This window comes from Streptomyces sp. NPDC051740 (assembly GCF_044453165.1).
Classification (GTDB): domain Bacteria; phylum Actinomycetota; class Actinomycetes; order Streptomycetales; family Streptomycetaceae; genus Streptomyces; species Streptomyces atrovirens.
Window position 1 is genome coordinate 148,158 of record NZ_JBITCL010000005.1, and the last position, 14,851, is coordinate 163,008.

9 protein-coding genes are annotated in these 14,851 nt (G+C 71.5%); 5 read left to right on the forward strand and 4 right to left on the reverse strand.

Annotated features, from left to right (window positions below):
* Positions 1-66: 66 nt before the first annotated feature.
* Both ACIA6T_RS10635 and ACIA6T_RS10640 read right to left on the reverse strand, forming a co-directional pair.
* Entirely contained in the window at positions 67-1,263 is a 1,197-nt protein-coding gene (locus tag ACIA6T_RS10635; RefSeq protein WP_399446184.1) for a hypothetical protein, read from the reverse strand.
* Positions 1,260-1,913, reverse strand: a complete 654-nt coding sequence (locus tag ACIA6T_RS10640; protein WP_399446185.1) for a DUF4365 domain-containing protein — start codon at positions 1,911-1,913, stop codon at positions 1,260-1,262. Before ACIA6T_RS10640 ends, ACIA6T_RS10635 begins: the two co-directional genes overlap by 4 nt.
* A gap of 239 nt (positions 1,914-2,152) precedes the next feature.
* Between ACIA6T_RS10640 and drmA the strand changes: the two genes are divergently transcribed.
* From drmA to drmC, 3 genes are read left to right on the forward strand one after another with little or no spacing between them, the layout of a single operon-like run.
* Positions 2,153-5,776 carry a DISARM system helicase DrmA gene (gene drmA, locus ACIA6T_RS10645; RefSeq protein WP_399446186.1) on the forward strand — a complete coding sequence of 1,208 codons (3,624 nt, stop codon included), beginning with the start codon at positions 2,153-2,155 and terminating at the stop codon, positions 5,774-5,776.
* Positions 5,773-7,632 carry a DrmB family protein gene (drmB, locus tag ACIA6T_RS10650; protein WP_399446187.1) on the forward strand — a complete coding sequence of 620 codons (1,860 nt, stop codon included), beginning with the start codon at positions 5,773-5,775 and terminating at the stop codon, positions 7,630-7,632. The genes drmA and drmB overlap by 4 nt, the downstream gene beginning before the upstream one ends.
* Positions 7,518-8,453 (forward strand): DISARM system phospholipase D-like protein DrmC, encoded by a 936-nt coding sequence (gene drmC, locus ACIA6T_RS10655; protein WP_399446188.1) that lies wholly within the window; start codon positions 7,518-7,520, stop codon positions 8,451-8,453. Before drmB ends, drmC begins: the two co-directional genes overlap by 115 nt.
* A gap of 149 nt (positions 8,454-8,602) precedes the next feature.
* Here the strand turns inward: drmC and ACIA6T_RS10660 are convergent, their stop codons facing one another.
* Entirely contained in the window at positions 8,603-9,946 is a 1,344-nt protein-coding gene (locus ACIA6T_RS10660; RefSeq protein ID WP_399446189.1) for a polysaccharide lyase family 1 protein, read from the reverse strand.
* Positions 9,947-10,313: 367 nt separating this feature from the next.
* On the opposite strand from ACIA6T_RS10660, the gene ACIA6T_RS10665 reads away from it, so the two are divergent.
* Positions 10,314-10,679: a PH domain-containing protein gene (locus ACIA6T_RS10665; RefSeq protein ID WP_399446190.1), complete on the forward strand. Its 366-nt coding sequence runs from the start codon at positions 10,314-10,316 to the stop codon at positions 10,677-10,679.
* 121 nt (positions 10,680-10,800) lie between these two features.
* Here the strand turns inward: ACIA6T_RS10665 and aspS are convergent, their stop codons facing one another.
* On the reverse strand, positions 10,801-12,564 hold the full coding sequence (aspS, locus tag ACIA6T_RS10670) for an aspartate--tRNA ligase (protein ID WP_399446191.1): 1,764 nt from the start codon (positions 12,562-12,564) through the stop codon (positions 10,801-10,803).
* Between the two features lie 145 nt (positions 12,565-12,709).
* On the opposite strand from aspS, the gene ACIA6T_RS10675 reads away from it, so the two are divergent.
* Positions 12,710-14,833, forward strand: coding sequence for a SpoIIE family protein phosphatase (locus tag ACIA6T_RS10675; protein ID WP_399446192.1), 2,124 nt, complete (start codon positions 12,710-12,712; stop codon positions 14,831-14,833).
* The last annotated feature ends 18 nt before the right edge of the window (positions 14,834-14,851 follow it).

Below are 14,851 nucleotides of genomic sequence, written 5' to 3' on the forward strand. Positions count from 1 at the left end.
GACCCCTGAAGGCAGCGCGCCGGCGGAAACGCAGGCACACTCCCTGTCCGAACCGCACCCGCCCGTCTACTCCGGCCGCACCACGAACCTCGTCACCCGCCGCATCCGGACACCCGTTCCACGCGGCTCCAGATCGCCGGCCACCGCCACCTCCAGCCCCGCCCGCCAGGCATCGGCGGCCCGGTCGATGTCCTCCGCCCGCAGCTCCACCCGGACCCTCCGCTGGCGCGGGGCGTCCTCGTGGAGGAAGGAACCGTAGATCGTCGCCTCGCGAGGATGTACGTCCCGGTGCAGCTTGGTCACCACACCGTTCAGGACCGCCCCCTCCTCCCGGCCCAGCCGCTCCCGCAGATCCTTCGCCACCGCGTCCAGCGCGCCGACATGCCGGTGGGAGATCCCGACCGGCGGGGAGGGCTGCTCCATCGGCATCTCGGACGACCAGGCGAAGGACAGCGAGAAGTCACGGCGCTCCTCACCCGCGATCCTCACCAGGGCCTCGCAGAGGTTCGCGGACAGGCCGGCGCCCGACATGTGCTCGACGCGGGGCACGGAGTCGTCGGCGAGCGTCTCCTCCGCCGCAGCACGCGCGCAGGCCACACCCGCGTACAGCATCCGGGAGATCCTGCGGGCGAAGGGCTCGGACGGCTGGGGATGAAGCAGGCTGTGCCCGGCCGGTGCGGCCTCGTCGAGGAGTGACCTCTGCCCCGTCCGGTCGTATCCGCCGTACGGGCCCTCCGGCAGCGGGATGTGCGCGGCGATGACGTAGCTGCCGACGCGGGTCTGGTCCAGGCGTACCGCCGCCACGTGGTCCTTCACCACCTGCGGTTTCCGTCCGGGCTGCACGGCCTGGGGATGGTGGGCGGAGGACGCCGCCGCCGTGTGCAGGTCCTTCAGGCCGCTGAGCGCCGACACCAGGTCCAGGAGCGGAGCCGTACCGGAGGGGCCGGGCGGTACGAGCCGCAGGAACTGCCAGTCCACCGGGGGTAACCGCATCTCCCGCAGGATCTCGCCCGGACGGCGCGCCTCGACGACCGCGAGGGTCTCCAGGATGTCGGCGACCCGGCCCGCGTAGTCACGGCGGCGCGTCACCGGCACCAGGAGTTCGTAGGGCGGTCCCGGCTCGTTCCGCGGCCTCCACTCCCACAGCTCGGCACCGGACAGGTCGCGTTCCGCGTTCCACCCCTTGCCGCTCAGATAGCGCCGCACGACCTCGGGGGCGAGGGCCGCGGCCTCCTCGAACTCGGCATCCGTGATCGCGGTCATAGCGCCACCAGGTCCCGGTAGTCCTCGGCGAACAGGTCGTGCAGGGAGTCGACGGTCAGCAGGTTGGCACGCGGGACGTGGACCGTGCGCGTGCCCGTCGCCGAGCGGTTGTCCAGGGGGAGCGGCTCCTGGTCGTGCAGACACAGCCAGTACGCGGCGTGGCTCAGGTGCAGACGGTCCTCGGTGGCGTGCGACCACGCGAAGGGATCGGCCGGCGCCAGGACGAGGAAGAGGAAGCGGGGCATCTCGTAGTCGGGACCGGCCAGTTGGTTGAAGTTCTTGACCTTGAGGGGATAGCGGATGTGGTCCTCGCGGACGTCCGGGGACGACGTGCACTTGACCTGTGCCTCGATGGCCGGATACCGGCGTGTGCCTCTCCGCCCCGCGTACCCCAACTGCCAGTCGACACCGACCCGGTCCCGCTCCTTGCGGGTCACGTCCAGGTTGGCCGCCGTGGCGAGCATGCGGACGAACTCCTCGCCGAACGCGCCCCGGTGGCCGTTGTCCCCGAACCCCGAAGACCCCTTCGCCCACCCCGGCGCGTACTCGGGGCCGGTCAGCGGGATGCCGTACGACACGGGCCAGGACCTCGCGGACGGCAGGCCGCTCGACGGCTGCTGCGGGATACCACCGGTGCCGCTGTCCGTCATGTGCCCCCGCTCGCCCTTCGCCCCCGCGCACCGCTCCGCGGTCCGGCTCCTCGCACGCGTTTCGTACCCTCCGAGCCACGCACCGTAACGAAGGTCACATGCCGAACCGAAGACCTTGATCGGAATCCGGCCGAAAGCCACCCGCCGGACGGCGTGGAGCCGCCGTCAGGTGATGCGGCTGATCGGGTTCCGCACGGAAGTCCGTACCCGTTGTCGGTGGCCGCCCCTAATCTGGCCCCGTGACCCAGCAACCTCTCGCCGGCCCGGACCCCGAGCCCGGCCCCGCCTCCGGTGGGGCGGTGTTGTCCGCGCCCACCCCGCAGCAACTGCGCGACCGGCTCGCCGAGCTGGTCGTGCGCGACCTCCTGGGCCCCACCGGGGACGAGCCGGAGGAGCTGGCGGGGAATCCGCTGGACCACTACATCATCGGGCGGCTGGCTCCCGGCGGTGCGCGGGACGAGGAGGGCGCGCCGCTGCGGACCGTCGGCAAGGTGGTCGAGCCCGAGACCCTCGACGAGCCGGGCATGACGCCCGAGCAGGAGCCGGAAGCCGGGGACCCCGACCCCTCCGCGCCCACCATGCCGAGCCTGCACCCGTCGACGCTGGGGCTGACCTTCCGCGTGGACGGCGAGGTGCCGGAGCTGACCGTCGACTGCGCCTGGGCGCGGTACGAGCGCGGGGACTCGAAGATCGAGGGCAACCCGAAGCGGGTCTACCACCGGGTGCCGTGCTCGGGGCAGGTCACCGTGAAACTCGTGGAGGGCCGACTGGCCGCCCAGCCGGTCCACGTCCGCGACTTCCCGCACGTCGTGGTGCGCGGCCGGGCCCGCCTGCACGAGGGCTCGTGGCTGGTGTCCCTCTTCCTGGTCAACGGGCAGGAGAACAAGCCCGGTTCGACCCACTGGATGTTCCAGGCGTCGATGACCGTGGCGGGCGCCCCGGACACCGCGCCCTTCCTGCCGCGTCGCAGCGCCGAGCCGCCCGGCAGCGGCCAGGACGAGCGGCGCGCCCTCGCCATGACCTACCGGTTCCACCCCGAGTTCGCCGTGGGCCACGGCACCGGCGTGCACGCCGACGCCGACCCGGCGAACCCCCGGCGCGCGGTCCGCCTCTCCACCACGGCCACGCCCTCGTACGAGGTCCCGCACACCGACGTCCCCGACCCGCGGCACGACGCGCGCGACGCGGACCTGCCCGAACTCGGCGACCTCGTACTGGACATGAAAGAGCTGAGCAGGCTGGAGGGCGCCCCTCTGCGAGCCGCCCTGCTGCCCCTGGTGGACGGTTACCGCTCCTGGATCGCGCGGCAGAGGCGGTCGGTGGACGACCCGGCCGCCGGACTCGGCGCCTACCGTGCGGAGGCCGGGGAGAACATGCGTCTCGCCGGGCGTGCCGCCGACCGGATCCAGGCCGGCATCGACCTGCTGCGGGACGACCCCGACGCACTCGACGCGTTCCGGTTCGCCAACCGTGCCATGGCGCACCAGCGGATCCACACCATCGCCGCCGGCGACCGGCGGCGCTCCCCCTCGACCTCGCTGGAAGAAGCGGTCCGGGCGGTCGACCTGCCGAAGAACCGCAGCTGGCGCCCCTTCCAGCTGGCCTTCCTGCTGCTCAACCTGCCCTCGCTCGCCGACCCCGCCCACCCCGAGCGCGCCGACGACAGCGGCGCCCTGGCCGACCTCCTGTGGTTCCCCACCGGTGGCGGCAAGACCGAGGCCTACCTCGGTCTGACCGCCTTCACCCTCGCCATACGGCGGCGCAAGCCCCACCTCGGCGGGCTCGACGCCGAGAACGGCGTCGCGGTGATCATGCGGTACACGCTGCGGCTGCTCACCATCCAGCAGTTCCAGCGCGCCACCGCGCTGATCTGTGCCTGCGAGGTGATCCGCCGCGAGGATCCCGACCACTGGGGCCGCAACCCGTTCCGCATCGGCCTGTGGGTGGGCGGCAGGGTCACCCCCAACACCAACGACCAGGCCGCCGAATGGGTCAAGGAGCGCAAGAGGGAGAAGGGGTTCGGCGGCTTCGGCCGGCTGGGCTCGCCCCACCAGCTCACCAGCTGCCCCTGGTGCGGCACGAAGCTGGAGGCGGGCCGCGACATCACCGTCGACACCACCCTCCGCCGGACGTTCGTCACCTGCCCGGACGTCTACGAGTGCCCCTTCGGAGTGAGCGCCTTCGGACTGCCCCCGAACGAACGGGGGTTGCCGGTCCTCGTCGTGGACGAGGAGATCTACCGTCACCCGCCCGGCCTCGTCATCGCCACCGTCGACAAGTTCGCGCAGCTGCCCTGGAAGGGCGAGACACAGGCGCTGTTCGGTCAGGTCTCCCGACGCTGCACCCGGCACGGCTACGTCACGCCGGCCGCCGTGGACGCCGAATGGGAATCCTCCAGCCACCCCAAGGCGAACGGCCACGAGGCCGCCTCCACCGTCGACGCCGTGCGCGTGCGCCCACCGGACCTGATCGTCCAGGACGAACTGCACCTCATCTCCGGCCCGCTCGGCTCCCTCACCGGGCTGTACGAGACCGCCGTGGACCGGCTCTCCACCTGGGAGCCCGAACACGGCCGTGCCGTGCGCCCGAAGGTCATCGCCTCGACCGCCACCGTGCGCCGCGCCGACCGGCAGATCCACGACCTGTTCGCCCGTAGGACGGCCGTCTTCCCGCCGTCCGGGCTGAGCGCCGACGACACGTTCTTCGCCCGCCGCCGGTCCACCGCCACCACGCCCGGCCGCCGCTACGTGGGCATCTGCGCGCAAGGCGTGCGGACCAAGTCCGTGGCGATCAGGGTGTTCGTCGCCCAGCTCGCCGCCGCCCAGCACCTCTACGAGACGTACGGCGCGAGCGAGCTGACCGACCCGTACATGACCCTCGTCGGCTACTTCAACAGCCTGCGCGACCTCGGCGGCATGCGGCGCCTCGTGGAGGACGACGTGTCGGCCAGGCTCGTCAGGGCCGACCGCCGAGGGCTCGCCGCACGGCGGATCGGTGAACCGGCCGAGCTGACCAGCCGCATGGCCTCCGACGCCATCCCCGACATCCTGGAGAAGCTCGACATCACCTTCGGCCGCCGGCCCAAGGGGTCACCCAAGCCCATCGACGTGCTGCTCGCCACCAACATGATCGCCGTCGGCGTGGACGTCTCCCGGCTCGGCGTCATGGTCGTCAACAACCAGCCCAAGTCGACCGCCGAGTACATCCAGGCCACCAGCCGCGTCGGGCGCCGGGCCCCCGGTCTCGTCTTCACCGTCCTCAACTGGGCCCGCCCGCGCGACCTCTCCCACTACGAGACCTTCGAGTCCTTCCACGCCACCATCTACCAGCACGTCGAGGCGCTGTCCGTGACCCCGTTCGCGGACCGCGCCGTCGACCGGGGCCTCACCGGCGTCCTGGCCTCCCTGGTACGCAACCTCAAACCCGACTACAACCCCAACCGCGGCGCCCAGTGGGTCGACCGCCGCGGCGAGGTCGTCAGCCATGCCGTGCGGTCCCTGGAACTGCGCGCCAAGGACGTCACGGACGTCCAGCACACCGTCGACGACGTACGCACCCGGCTCGACGCCCGTCTCGACTACTGGGAGCTGAAACGCAAGGCACCGGGCGCGGTCCTCGGCTACCGCGCGGCCCGCCGGCAGGGCGACGTCGCCCCGCTCCTCCTCGAACCGGACAGCGGCCCCTGGCGGCTCATGACCTGCCCGACGTCACTGCGCGAGGTGGAACCCCCCATCCGGCTGATCTTCACCGGTCCCGCGGGCCACGAACCCGAGGAGGAACCGCCCTACGTGCCCCGGCAGCAGACCGACGGCAGCGCCCCGGCCACCGACGCGGATCCCTCGGACCCCATGGAGACGACATGACCGGCCCCACCACCGCAGCACTCCGCGTGGGTGAGCTGCGTCCGAGCCAGCTCCTGCACACCTACGGCGTCGGCGCCGTCACCGACCTGCCCAACCTGTCGACCATGGTGATGGGGCTCGACTCCTGGGACCCGGTGCGCGCCACGGTGCTGACCGAAGACCGCCTCCTGGCAGCCGTCCGGCGTCGGCTGGGCGGCCAGGTCGCCGCCCTGCGCACCCCGCCCCACCTGCCGGAGAACCCCGCGGACCCGTACGGCGACTGGACCAGGACCGGCGTACCGGTAGGGCTGTTCCCCCGCTGGCTGCGCTGTTCGCGCGAGCGCTGCAACCAGCTGGCCCCCGCGTCGGGCGGTCTCTTCCAGCTCCGGCCGAACCCCTACCGGCCCGAGAAGACCAAGTACGTCCACGTCAACTGCGGCGGTGCCGGCAAGGGCCAGCCCACCGCGCTGCCCGCCCGCTTCCTCGTCGCCTGCCCGGCCGGGCACATGGACGACTTCCCCTGGGTCTACTTCGTCCACCGCGGCGCGTCCGACTGTGAGGGGAACACCCTCAGCCTGACCGAGTCCGGCACCACGGGCGAAGCCGCCAACGTCTTCGTGCGGTGCACCTGCGGGGTGCCGCCCCGCTCCATGGCCGACGCCCTCGGCCAGGCGGGCGAGCGGAACCTGCCCGCCTGCCGGGGCCACCACCCGCACCTCGGCACCTTCGTCCCGGGCGGATGTCCCGAGCAGACGCGCACGATGGTGCTGGGCGCCACCAACAGCTGGTTCGCCTCCCAGCTGCGCGTGTTCAGCATCCCCCGCGCCGAGGAGCCGCTCACCCAGGCGGTCAGGGAGCACTGGAGCCTGTTGTCGCCGCTCGCCGCCGTCCCCGCGGACGCCGCGAAGATGCTGCTGCCGACGCAGGCGTGCTGGCCCGAGCTGGAACAGTACGGAACGGACGCCGTCTGGGCCGCGGTCACCAGGGAAGCCCAGGCGGCCGCAGGAGACCAGGGCGAGGAGGAAGAGGAGTTCGACCTCATCACGCCGGAGTGGCGCGCCTTCACCCACCCTCAGGACCACTCGCTGCCGGACTTCACCACCGTCCGGGAACGGCGGGTGCCCGACGGCACGTCCGACTGGCTCGACAGCGTCGTCCTCGTCCACCGGCTCCGCGAGGTGTCGGCCCTCACCGGCTTCACCCGCATAGAGGCCCCCGAGTGGCTGCCGGAGGACGACGGGCGCACCCGTCAGGTGGCGCCGCTCAGCCGCGCTCCCTCCACCTGGGTGCCGTGCGCCGAACTGCGCGGTGAGGGCGTGTTCCTCGCGCTCAAGGAACGCCCGCTCACGGAGTGGGAACAGCAGCCCGCCGTACGCGCCCGCGAGGAAGTCCTGAAGGCGGCACATCGTGACTGGTGCCTGGCCCGCCGGATCGAACCCCGCTGGCCCGGTATCAGGTACGTGCTCCTGCACACCCTGGCCCACGTCCTCATCCGCCAGTTCGCCCTGGAATGCGGCTACGGCGCCTCGGGCATAGCGGAACGGATCTACGCCCGCTCCGGCCCCGACCCCATGTCCGGAATCCTGCTCTACACCGCCGCGCCCGACAGTGAGGGAACCTTGGGCGGGCTCGTCTCGCTCGGTCGCGGCGACCGGCTCGGGCCGGCCATCGCCCAGGCCCTCGAGGAAGCCAGACTGTGCAGCTCCGATCCCATGTGCGCCGAGCACGATCCCCGCGTACACGCCCGGCTGCACGGCGCGGCATGTCATGCGTGCCTGTTCGCCGCGGAGACCTCCTGCGAGCGGGGCAACCACTACCTGGACCGGGCCCTGCTGGTGGAGACGCTGGCGGACGACAAGTGTGCGTTCAGGCCGTGAGCCGGCCGACCGGCCGAGGGCTGAGCGGATCGGACGAACCGTCCTCCGATGCTCGGACGGCAGAGGTACCCGCAGCCCGGAGCAGCGCCTCCTCTCATCGCCTGCCCCGGCTTCTGGCCGCGCTCTGCGAGCGCCTCCCCAGGGACCGCATCGCCGTCGTGGAGCAAGCCCTCGGTACGGTCGCCGGCCCTGAGGACCCCGCGTGGGGCCGCTTCATCGCGGCCCAGTCCGCCGCAGGACTGGCGCAGCAGCTGACGGAGATCACCCGTGTCTGGCGCGCCGAAGCTCCGGACATGACCGGAGCGGGGCCGGCGCTCGCCCTTGCCACCGCCCGGTCGCTCCCCCGGCCCGGACCCGCACAGGTCGCGGTGAGCGGACCGATGAGCGCATCCGTATCAGCACGTTTGACCAGTGGGGTCGCCGTGGAGGTCATCCGCTCGGCACACACCTCGCTGCTGATCGCCAGTTTCGCCGCCCACGGCGCGCGAAGCGTCGTCACGGAGATAGGACGAGCGGTCGACCGAGGGGTCCGCGTGGACCTCCTGCTCGAAGAGTCGACGCAGGCGGCGGCGGCGTTCGCCGCGCTTCCCGACCGTGTGCACGTCTGGCATCGAGTCGGTTCGTCGGGCGTCCTGCACGCCAAGCTGATCGCGGCCGACCGGCACACAGCGCTTCTGGGCAGCGCCAACCTCACCGACCGGGCTCTGTCGGACAACATCGAGCTCGGTGTGGTGCTGCGTGACCCCCACCTGGTGGAGCCGCTCGTGGATCATTTCCGCTGGCTCCTGGCCGCCGGGAACAACATCATGCGGCCTGCGTGAACCGTCCCACGGCCGGCTGCCCGGAGGACGTCGTGAGGGCCCGGGAACGCGTCCGGGGCCCCGCACGGTCCGTGGCGCGGCGGGCCGCGCGGTGTGGGTGCGCGAGGGCCGGGGGCTCGTGGTCTCCCGGCCCTCGCGCGTCTCGGGTGCTACTTGAGCACGCCCGCCCCCGTCGTCGTCGCCAGTGACGTCGGCAGGCTGCCCGCCGAGGCCTCCAGGCCCGCCGTGAGGGTGGGGGTCCAGTTGACCGTGGTCTTCAGGTCCTTGGACGAGGCGGCGTTGTAGGCGGCGACGAGGTCGGTCACCGTGCCGTTGACGAGGTTGCCGGAGCCCTTGACCGAGCCGGTGCCGTCACCGCTGAGGAGCTTGGCGGCCTTCGCGCCGGACGGCAGCTTCCAGTAGTTGTTCTCCGCGACGACCTGGGCCTTGGCACGGGAGTTGATGCTGTACTGCGGCGCGTACCCGTTGAGGGGCGTGACGTCGTAGTAGTTGTTGTAGATGTGGATCTGGCCGATGCGGGCCAGCGGGGCGCGCTGCATGATGCCCTTCCACACGTTGTGGTGGAGGGAGACGCGCAGCTTGCCGACGCTGTCGGTGTCGCTGCCGCCGATCAGCATCGTCTTGTCGTGGTTGGTGAACTGGTTGCGCGAGACGGTCACCAGGTCGGAGCCCTTGGTGATGTCGAGGGCGCCGTCGTGGATCTGGTACTCGCGGCCGAAGTACTCCGGGTTGGCGCTGTCGAAGTGCGGCGCGTCGGTGAACGTGTTGTGGTCCGCCCACACGTGGGTCGCGCCGCGCAGGGACACCGAGTCGTAGTCGGAGTTCCAGTTGCCGTCGTCGCCGTCGGTCGGGTCCCACTGCGGGAAGCAGTCCTCGGTGGCGGCGAAGGTCAGGTTGCGGACGATGACGTTGTCCACGTTCTGGATCTGGAGCATGGCCCCGGTGAGGCCGGCGTTCGTGCCGGGGACGCCCACGATCGTCGTGTTGGCGGGGACCTTGAGGACGATGTTCTTGGCCTGCTTGGTCTGGGCGGCGGCGCGCGCCGTCTCCTGGGTGCCGGAGGGCAGCTTGGAGCGGCCGTAGGTGGCCGGGTCGTAGGCCTTGAGGTAGGCCGACAGCGAGTAGCCGGTGCCGGAGGCGTAGTCGGCGCAGGTCAGCTTCTTGCCGCTGTCGTCGGTGTTGGCGTCGATCATGCCGCTGATCTTGATGATGCGGGGTGTGGTGTCGGACGCCGAGCCCAGCGCCTTCACGAGCTGCGCGCGGGTGGAGACGGTGAAGGTGTGGGCGGCGTCGGCCTTCGTGCCGCCGGTGGTGCCCGTACCGGAGGACGCCCAGCCGTCCTTCGCGGCGAGCGTCTGGTGGTACAGGTCGACGGTCCCGGCGTTGGCGTTCATCACGAAGACACCGGCGCCGGCGCCCGCGGCCACGACGGCCGCGCAGACGACGGCGGCACGACGGGAGCGGAGGGACCGGCGGTGGGAACGAGCAGCCACGGGGCTTCCTTACGGGGGAGGAGCGGGGTTACGCCCTGTCAGTGGCCGCCGCACGGTGAAGGGTTGCCGCGCGCGGAGATTTTTTCTCCCCGCTTTCCCCTCGTCATCGGGTCCTGGGCGTCGCCGTGGAGCGGAAAGGCGTCGCTCCCGCCGGTGCCGGGCCGGTCGGCGGGGAGCACGACGCATACGGTCCGCGCCGGGCGCGGTCCTCTTCCCGCGTCCCGAGGAGACGCCGGCCGCGTAACGCGCTCGCTACAGCAGCGTCCCAGGACGGAGGGAAGCCTTCTCCCGGATCCTTCCGTTCGCGAAGATCGCGTGAAGACGGCCGAGGTCCGGCCGTCACCACTCACGTGGGGGGATTTCGTCCATGGCACTCTTCGGCAACGCGCACACCGTCGACCCGGCCCAGGCGCAGCAGGACTACGCCCGTCTGCTGGGCCACGGCGAGCAGGTGCACGCCGCGTTCCTGCTGATCCGCGACACCATCCTGTTCACCGACCGCCGCCTGATCATGGTCGACAAGCAGGGCATCACCGGCAAGAAGGTGGAGTACCACTCCGTCCCGTACCGCAGCATCACCCACTTCGCGGTGGAGACGGCCGGCACCTTCGACCTCGACGCCGAACTGAAGATCTGGATATCCGGCACCCCGGCCCCCATCCAGAAGACCTTCACCAAGGGCGTCGACATCTACGAGGTCCAGGCGATCCTCACCCAGTTCGTGGCGCGGTAGCCGCGCGCAGGACGCCCGCCGACGGACCCGGTGGCCATCGTGTCCGGGTCCGCGTCGGCCGCGCGCACGGGGAAGGGCCCGGAACCGAGGTCGGTTCCGGGCCCTTCCCCACTGCCGGGGTCTACTTCGGCTGAGGCTTGCGCACCGTCAGGTGGAGCTCCTTCAGGCGGGCCTCCTCCAGCTCCGTCGGCGCGCCCATCATCAGGTCCTGGGCGTTGCCGTTGAGCGGGAAGGCGATGGTCTCGCGGATGTTGGGCTCGTCGGCGAGGAGCATGACGATGCGGTCCACGCCGGGCGCGATGCCGCCGTGCGGCGGGGCGCCGAAGCGGAACGCGCGGAGCATGCCGGCGAACTTCTCCTCGACCGTCTCACGGTCGTAGCCCGCGATCTCGAACGCCTTGAGCATGATCTCCGGCTCGTGGTTCCGGATCGCGCCCGAGGACAGCTCGACGCCGTTGCAGACGATGTCGTACTGCCAGCCGAGGATGGACAGCGGGTCCTGGGTCTCCAGGGCCTCCAGACCGCCCTGCGGCATCGAGAACGGGTTGTGCGAGAAGTCGATCGCGCCGGTCTCCTCGTCCTTCTCGTACATCGGGAAGTCGACGATCCAGCAGAAGCGGAAGACGTTCTCCTCGAACTGGCCGGCGCGCTTGGCGGCCTCGACCCGCACCGCGCCCATGATCTTGGAGACCTCGTCGAACTCGCCCGCGCCGAAGAACACCGCGTGGCCGGGGGCCAGGGAGAGCCGCTTGGTCAGCTCCGCGACGTTCTCCTCGGTGAGGAACTTCGCGATCGGGCCGGACAGCGCGCCGTCCTCGCCGACGCGCACCCACGCCAGGCCCTTCGCGCCCTGGGAGACCGCGTAGTCACCGAGCTGGTCGAAGAACTTGCGGGGCTGGCCGGAGACGTCCGGCACCGGCAGGGCACGTACGTGCTTGCCCGCGAAGGCCTTGAACTCCGAGCCCTCGAAGATGTCGGTGATGTCGACGAGCTCCGGCTTGGCGCGCAGGTCCGGCTTGTCGGAGCCGTACTTCAGCATCGCCTCGCGGAACGGGATGCGCGGGAACGGGGACGTCACATGACGGCCGTTGCCGAACTCCTCGAACAGCTCGGTCATGAGCTTCTCGATCGGCTGGAAGACGTCCTCCTGCTCGACGAAGCTCATCTCCACGTCGAGCTGGTAGAACTCGCCCGGCGAGCGGTCCGCGCGGGCGTCCTCGTCACGGAAGCAGGGCGCGATCTGGAAGTACCGGTCGAAGCCGGAGATCATCAGCAGCTGCTTGAACTGCTGCGGCGCCTGCGGCAACGCGTAGAACCTGCCGGGGTTCAGCCGGGACGGGACCACGAAGTCGCGGGCGCCCTCCGGGGAGGTGGCGCTCAGGATCGGCGTCGCCATCTCGTTGAAGCCCAGCGCGGTCATCTTGTGGCGGATCGCCGAGATGACCTGCGTACGCAGCATGATGTTGCGGTGCATGCGCTCGCGGCGCAGGTCCAGGAAGCGGTACTCCAGGCGCCGCTCCTCGTTGACACCGTCCTCGGCGTTGATCGTGAAGGGGAGCGGGGCGGCGGCGCCCAGCACCTCGACCACGGAGACCTCGACCTCGACCTCACCGGTCGGCAGCTCGGGGTTGACGTTCTCCGTGCCGCGCGAGACGACCTTGCCGTCGACGCGGACCACGGTCTCCTTGGAGAGCTTGTCCAGCGCCTCGTACGCCTCGGTGCCCGGGCGGGCCACGAGCTGCGTGATGCCGTGGTGATCGCGCAGATCGATGAAGAGGATGCCGCCCAGGTCGCGCCGATTGTGCAGCCAGCCACTCAGCCGGACGTCGGTGCCGACGTCAGAGGCGCGGAGCTCGCCGCAGGTGTGGGACCTGTACCGATGCATCGTCGTTCATCCAGCCTTCGCGGATCGGGGTCGTCGTTTCACGTGAAACTCCCCCCAAGCCTACCGGCCGGTCCAAGATCGCTTCCCCGTCATTACCGGCCGGGCGCGGTGGCAGTTTTCGACACGGTCTTCATAAAGTGGTGCAATGCGCACTGGTGAGCCCCTGCCCGCCCTGGGGGACGTCCTCGCCGCCCTCGACACCGGCCTGTGGCACTGGGACACCGCGTCCGGGCTGGTCACGGTCGACGCCGTGGCAGCACGGCTGCTCGGACTCCCCGCCGAAGAGGTCACCCTCACGGAGGCCCAGGTCCGGGCCCGTCTGCACCCCGTCGACTGGAACGAGATCACCGGAGTGGTCCAGCTCGCCGTCGCCGAGGGCACCCTCGCCGAGGTACGGATCCGGATCATGGACGACCAGAAGCGGGTCGTCCGGGTGGTGCGCAGCCGCTCCAAGCCCTCCTTCGACCGCTCCCGCAAGGCGTACGTCCTGACCGGCACCCTTCAGGAGGTCGCCGAACCCCGGCCGGGAACACCCGCCGGGCGCAACGCGGTCACCGGCGACTGGCGGCGCTCCCGCGAGGCGTTCCTGCTGGACGCGGGCCGGGCGCTGGCGGAGGCGCGGTCGACGCAGGAGGTGCTGCGGGTCGCGGCCAACCTGTCGATGCCGGGCTTCTCACCGGACGGCTTCGCCGTGTTCGGCGTGGAGGGCGACCACCTCACGATCATCGGTCACCACGGCCAGGAGCCCGGGTCCGAGCGTCCGTTCACCTCCATGTCGCTGAACACGGCCTACCCGGCCGCCGAGGTGGTGCGCACGGGCCGCGCGGTCTACCTCTCCTCCCCGGAGCAGTACGAGGCCCGCTACCCGCTCACCTGGCCGCTCGCCCAGCGCTTCGGACGGCAGTCCTGGGCGTACCTGCCGCTGACCGTGTCCGGCCGCACCATGGGTGCCTGGCTGGCGACCTTCGCCCACCCGGTCGCCTTCACCCCCGACGAGCGGTCCGTGCTGACCACGGTCGCCCGGATGCTGGCGCAGGCGCTGTCCCGCGCGGGCACCGCCGAGAGCCAGCGGGCGCTGAGCGAGGACCTGCAGCGCACGATGCTGCCGAAACTCGGCCCGGACATCCCCGGCATGAGCGTCGCCGCCCGCTACGTCCCCACCGGCGGCGGACTCCAGGTGGGCGGCGACTGGTACGACGTCATCCCGCTGCCCGGCGGGCGGTTCGCCCTGGCCATCGGGGACGTCCAGGGCCACGACGTACGGGCGGCGGGGCTGATGGGCCAGCTGCGGATAGCTCTGCGGGCGTACGCCTCGGAGGGGCACCGCCCCGACGCCGTCCTGTCCCGCGCCTCCCGCTTCCTGCACGGGATCGACGAGGCGGACCCCGCCGAGTTCCGCTTCGCGACCTGTCTGTACGTCGAGGTCGACCCGGTGAGCGGGGTGCTGGAGGCCGCCCGCGCCGGGCACCCGGAACCGGTGATCCGCATGGCCGACGGGACGGTGCTGGCCCGGCCGACGGCGGGCGGGCCGCCGCTGGGCATCGACCCGGACGCCGACTACCCCACCACCCGGTTCGTCCTGGAGTCCGGCGAGACCATGCTGATCTGCACGGACGGGCTGATCGAGACCGGCGGCCACGACCTGGAGACCGGCTGGCGGCGGCTGCGCACCGTCCTCGAGGAGCACGAGGGCAGCCAGGAGGAACTGGCCGACGCCCTGGTGCAGGCGGTGCACGGCCCCTCCTCCCACCACACCACCGGCCCGCTCGCCGACCGCCGCGAGGACGACATCGCCATGATGCTGCTGTCCCGGGAGGGCGGGGGCCGCGGCTGCGGCATGGGGGCGGACACGGTGGACCAGCCGGTGCGCCGCACGGCACTGACGGTGGCGCAGGCCGAGCCCGAGCAGGTCTCGGTGGCCCGCCGGCAACTGCGCGAACTGCTCCACGACTGGTCCTCGCCGGACCAGGTGGACTCGGCGGTGCTGCTGCTGTCGGAGCTGCTCACCAACGTCCTCGTGCACACCGACACCGACGCCCTGCTGCTCGCCGAGGTCACCGGCGGCGGCGACGGCCGCCGGATGCGCGTCGAGGTCACCGACGCCGGCGACGACCTGCCGCACATGCGCAGGCCGGGCGAGCTGGCGTCCTCGGGACGCGGCCTGGTCCTGATCGAGCTCCTCGCCCACACCTGGGGCGTCGCCCCGCGCGGCAGGGGCAAGAGCATCTGGTTCGAGCTGTACGAGACGGAGGAGGCCGGTCCCGGCTGAGCGGTCCGGACCGGTGGC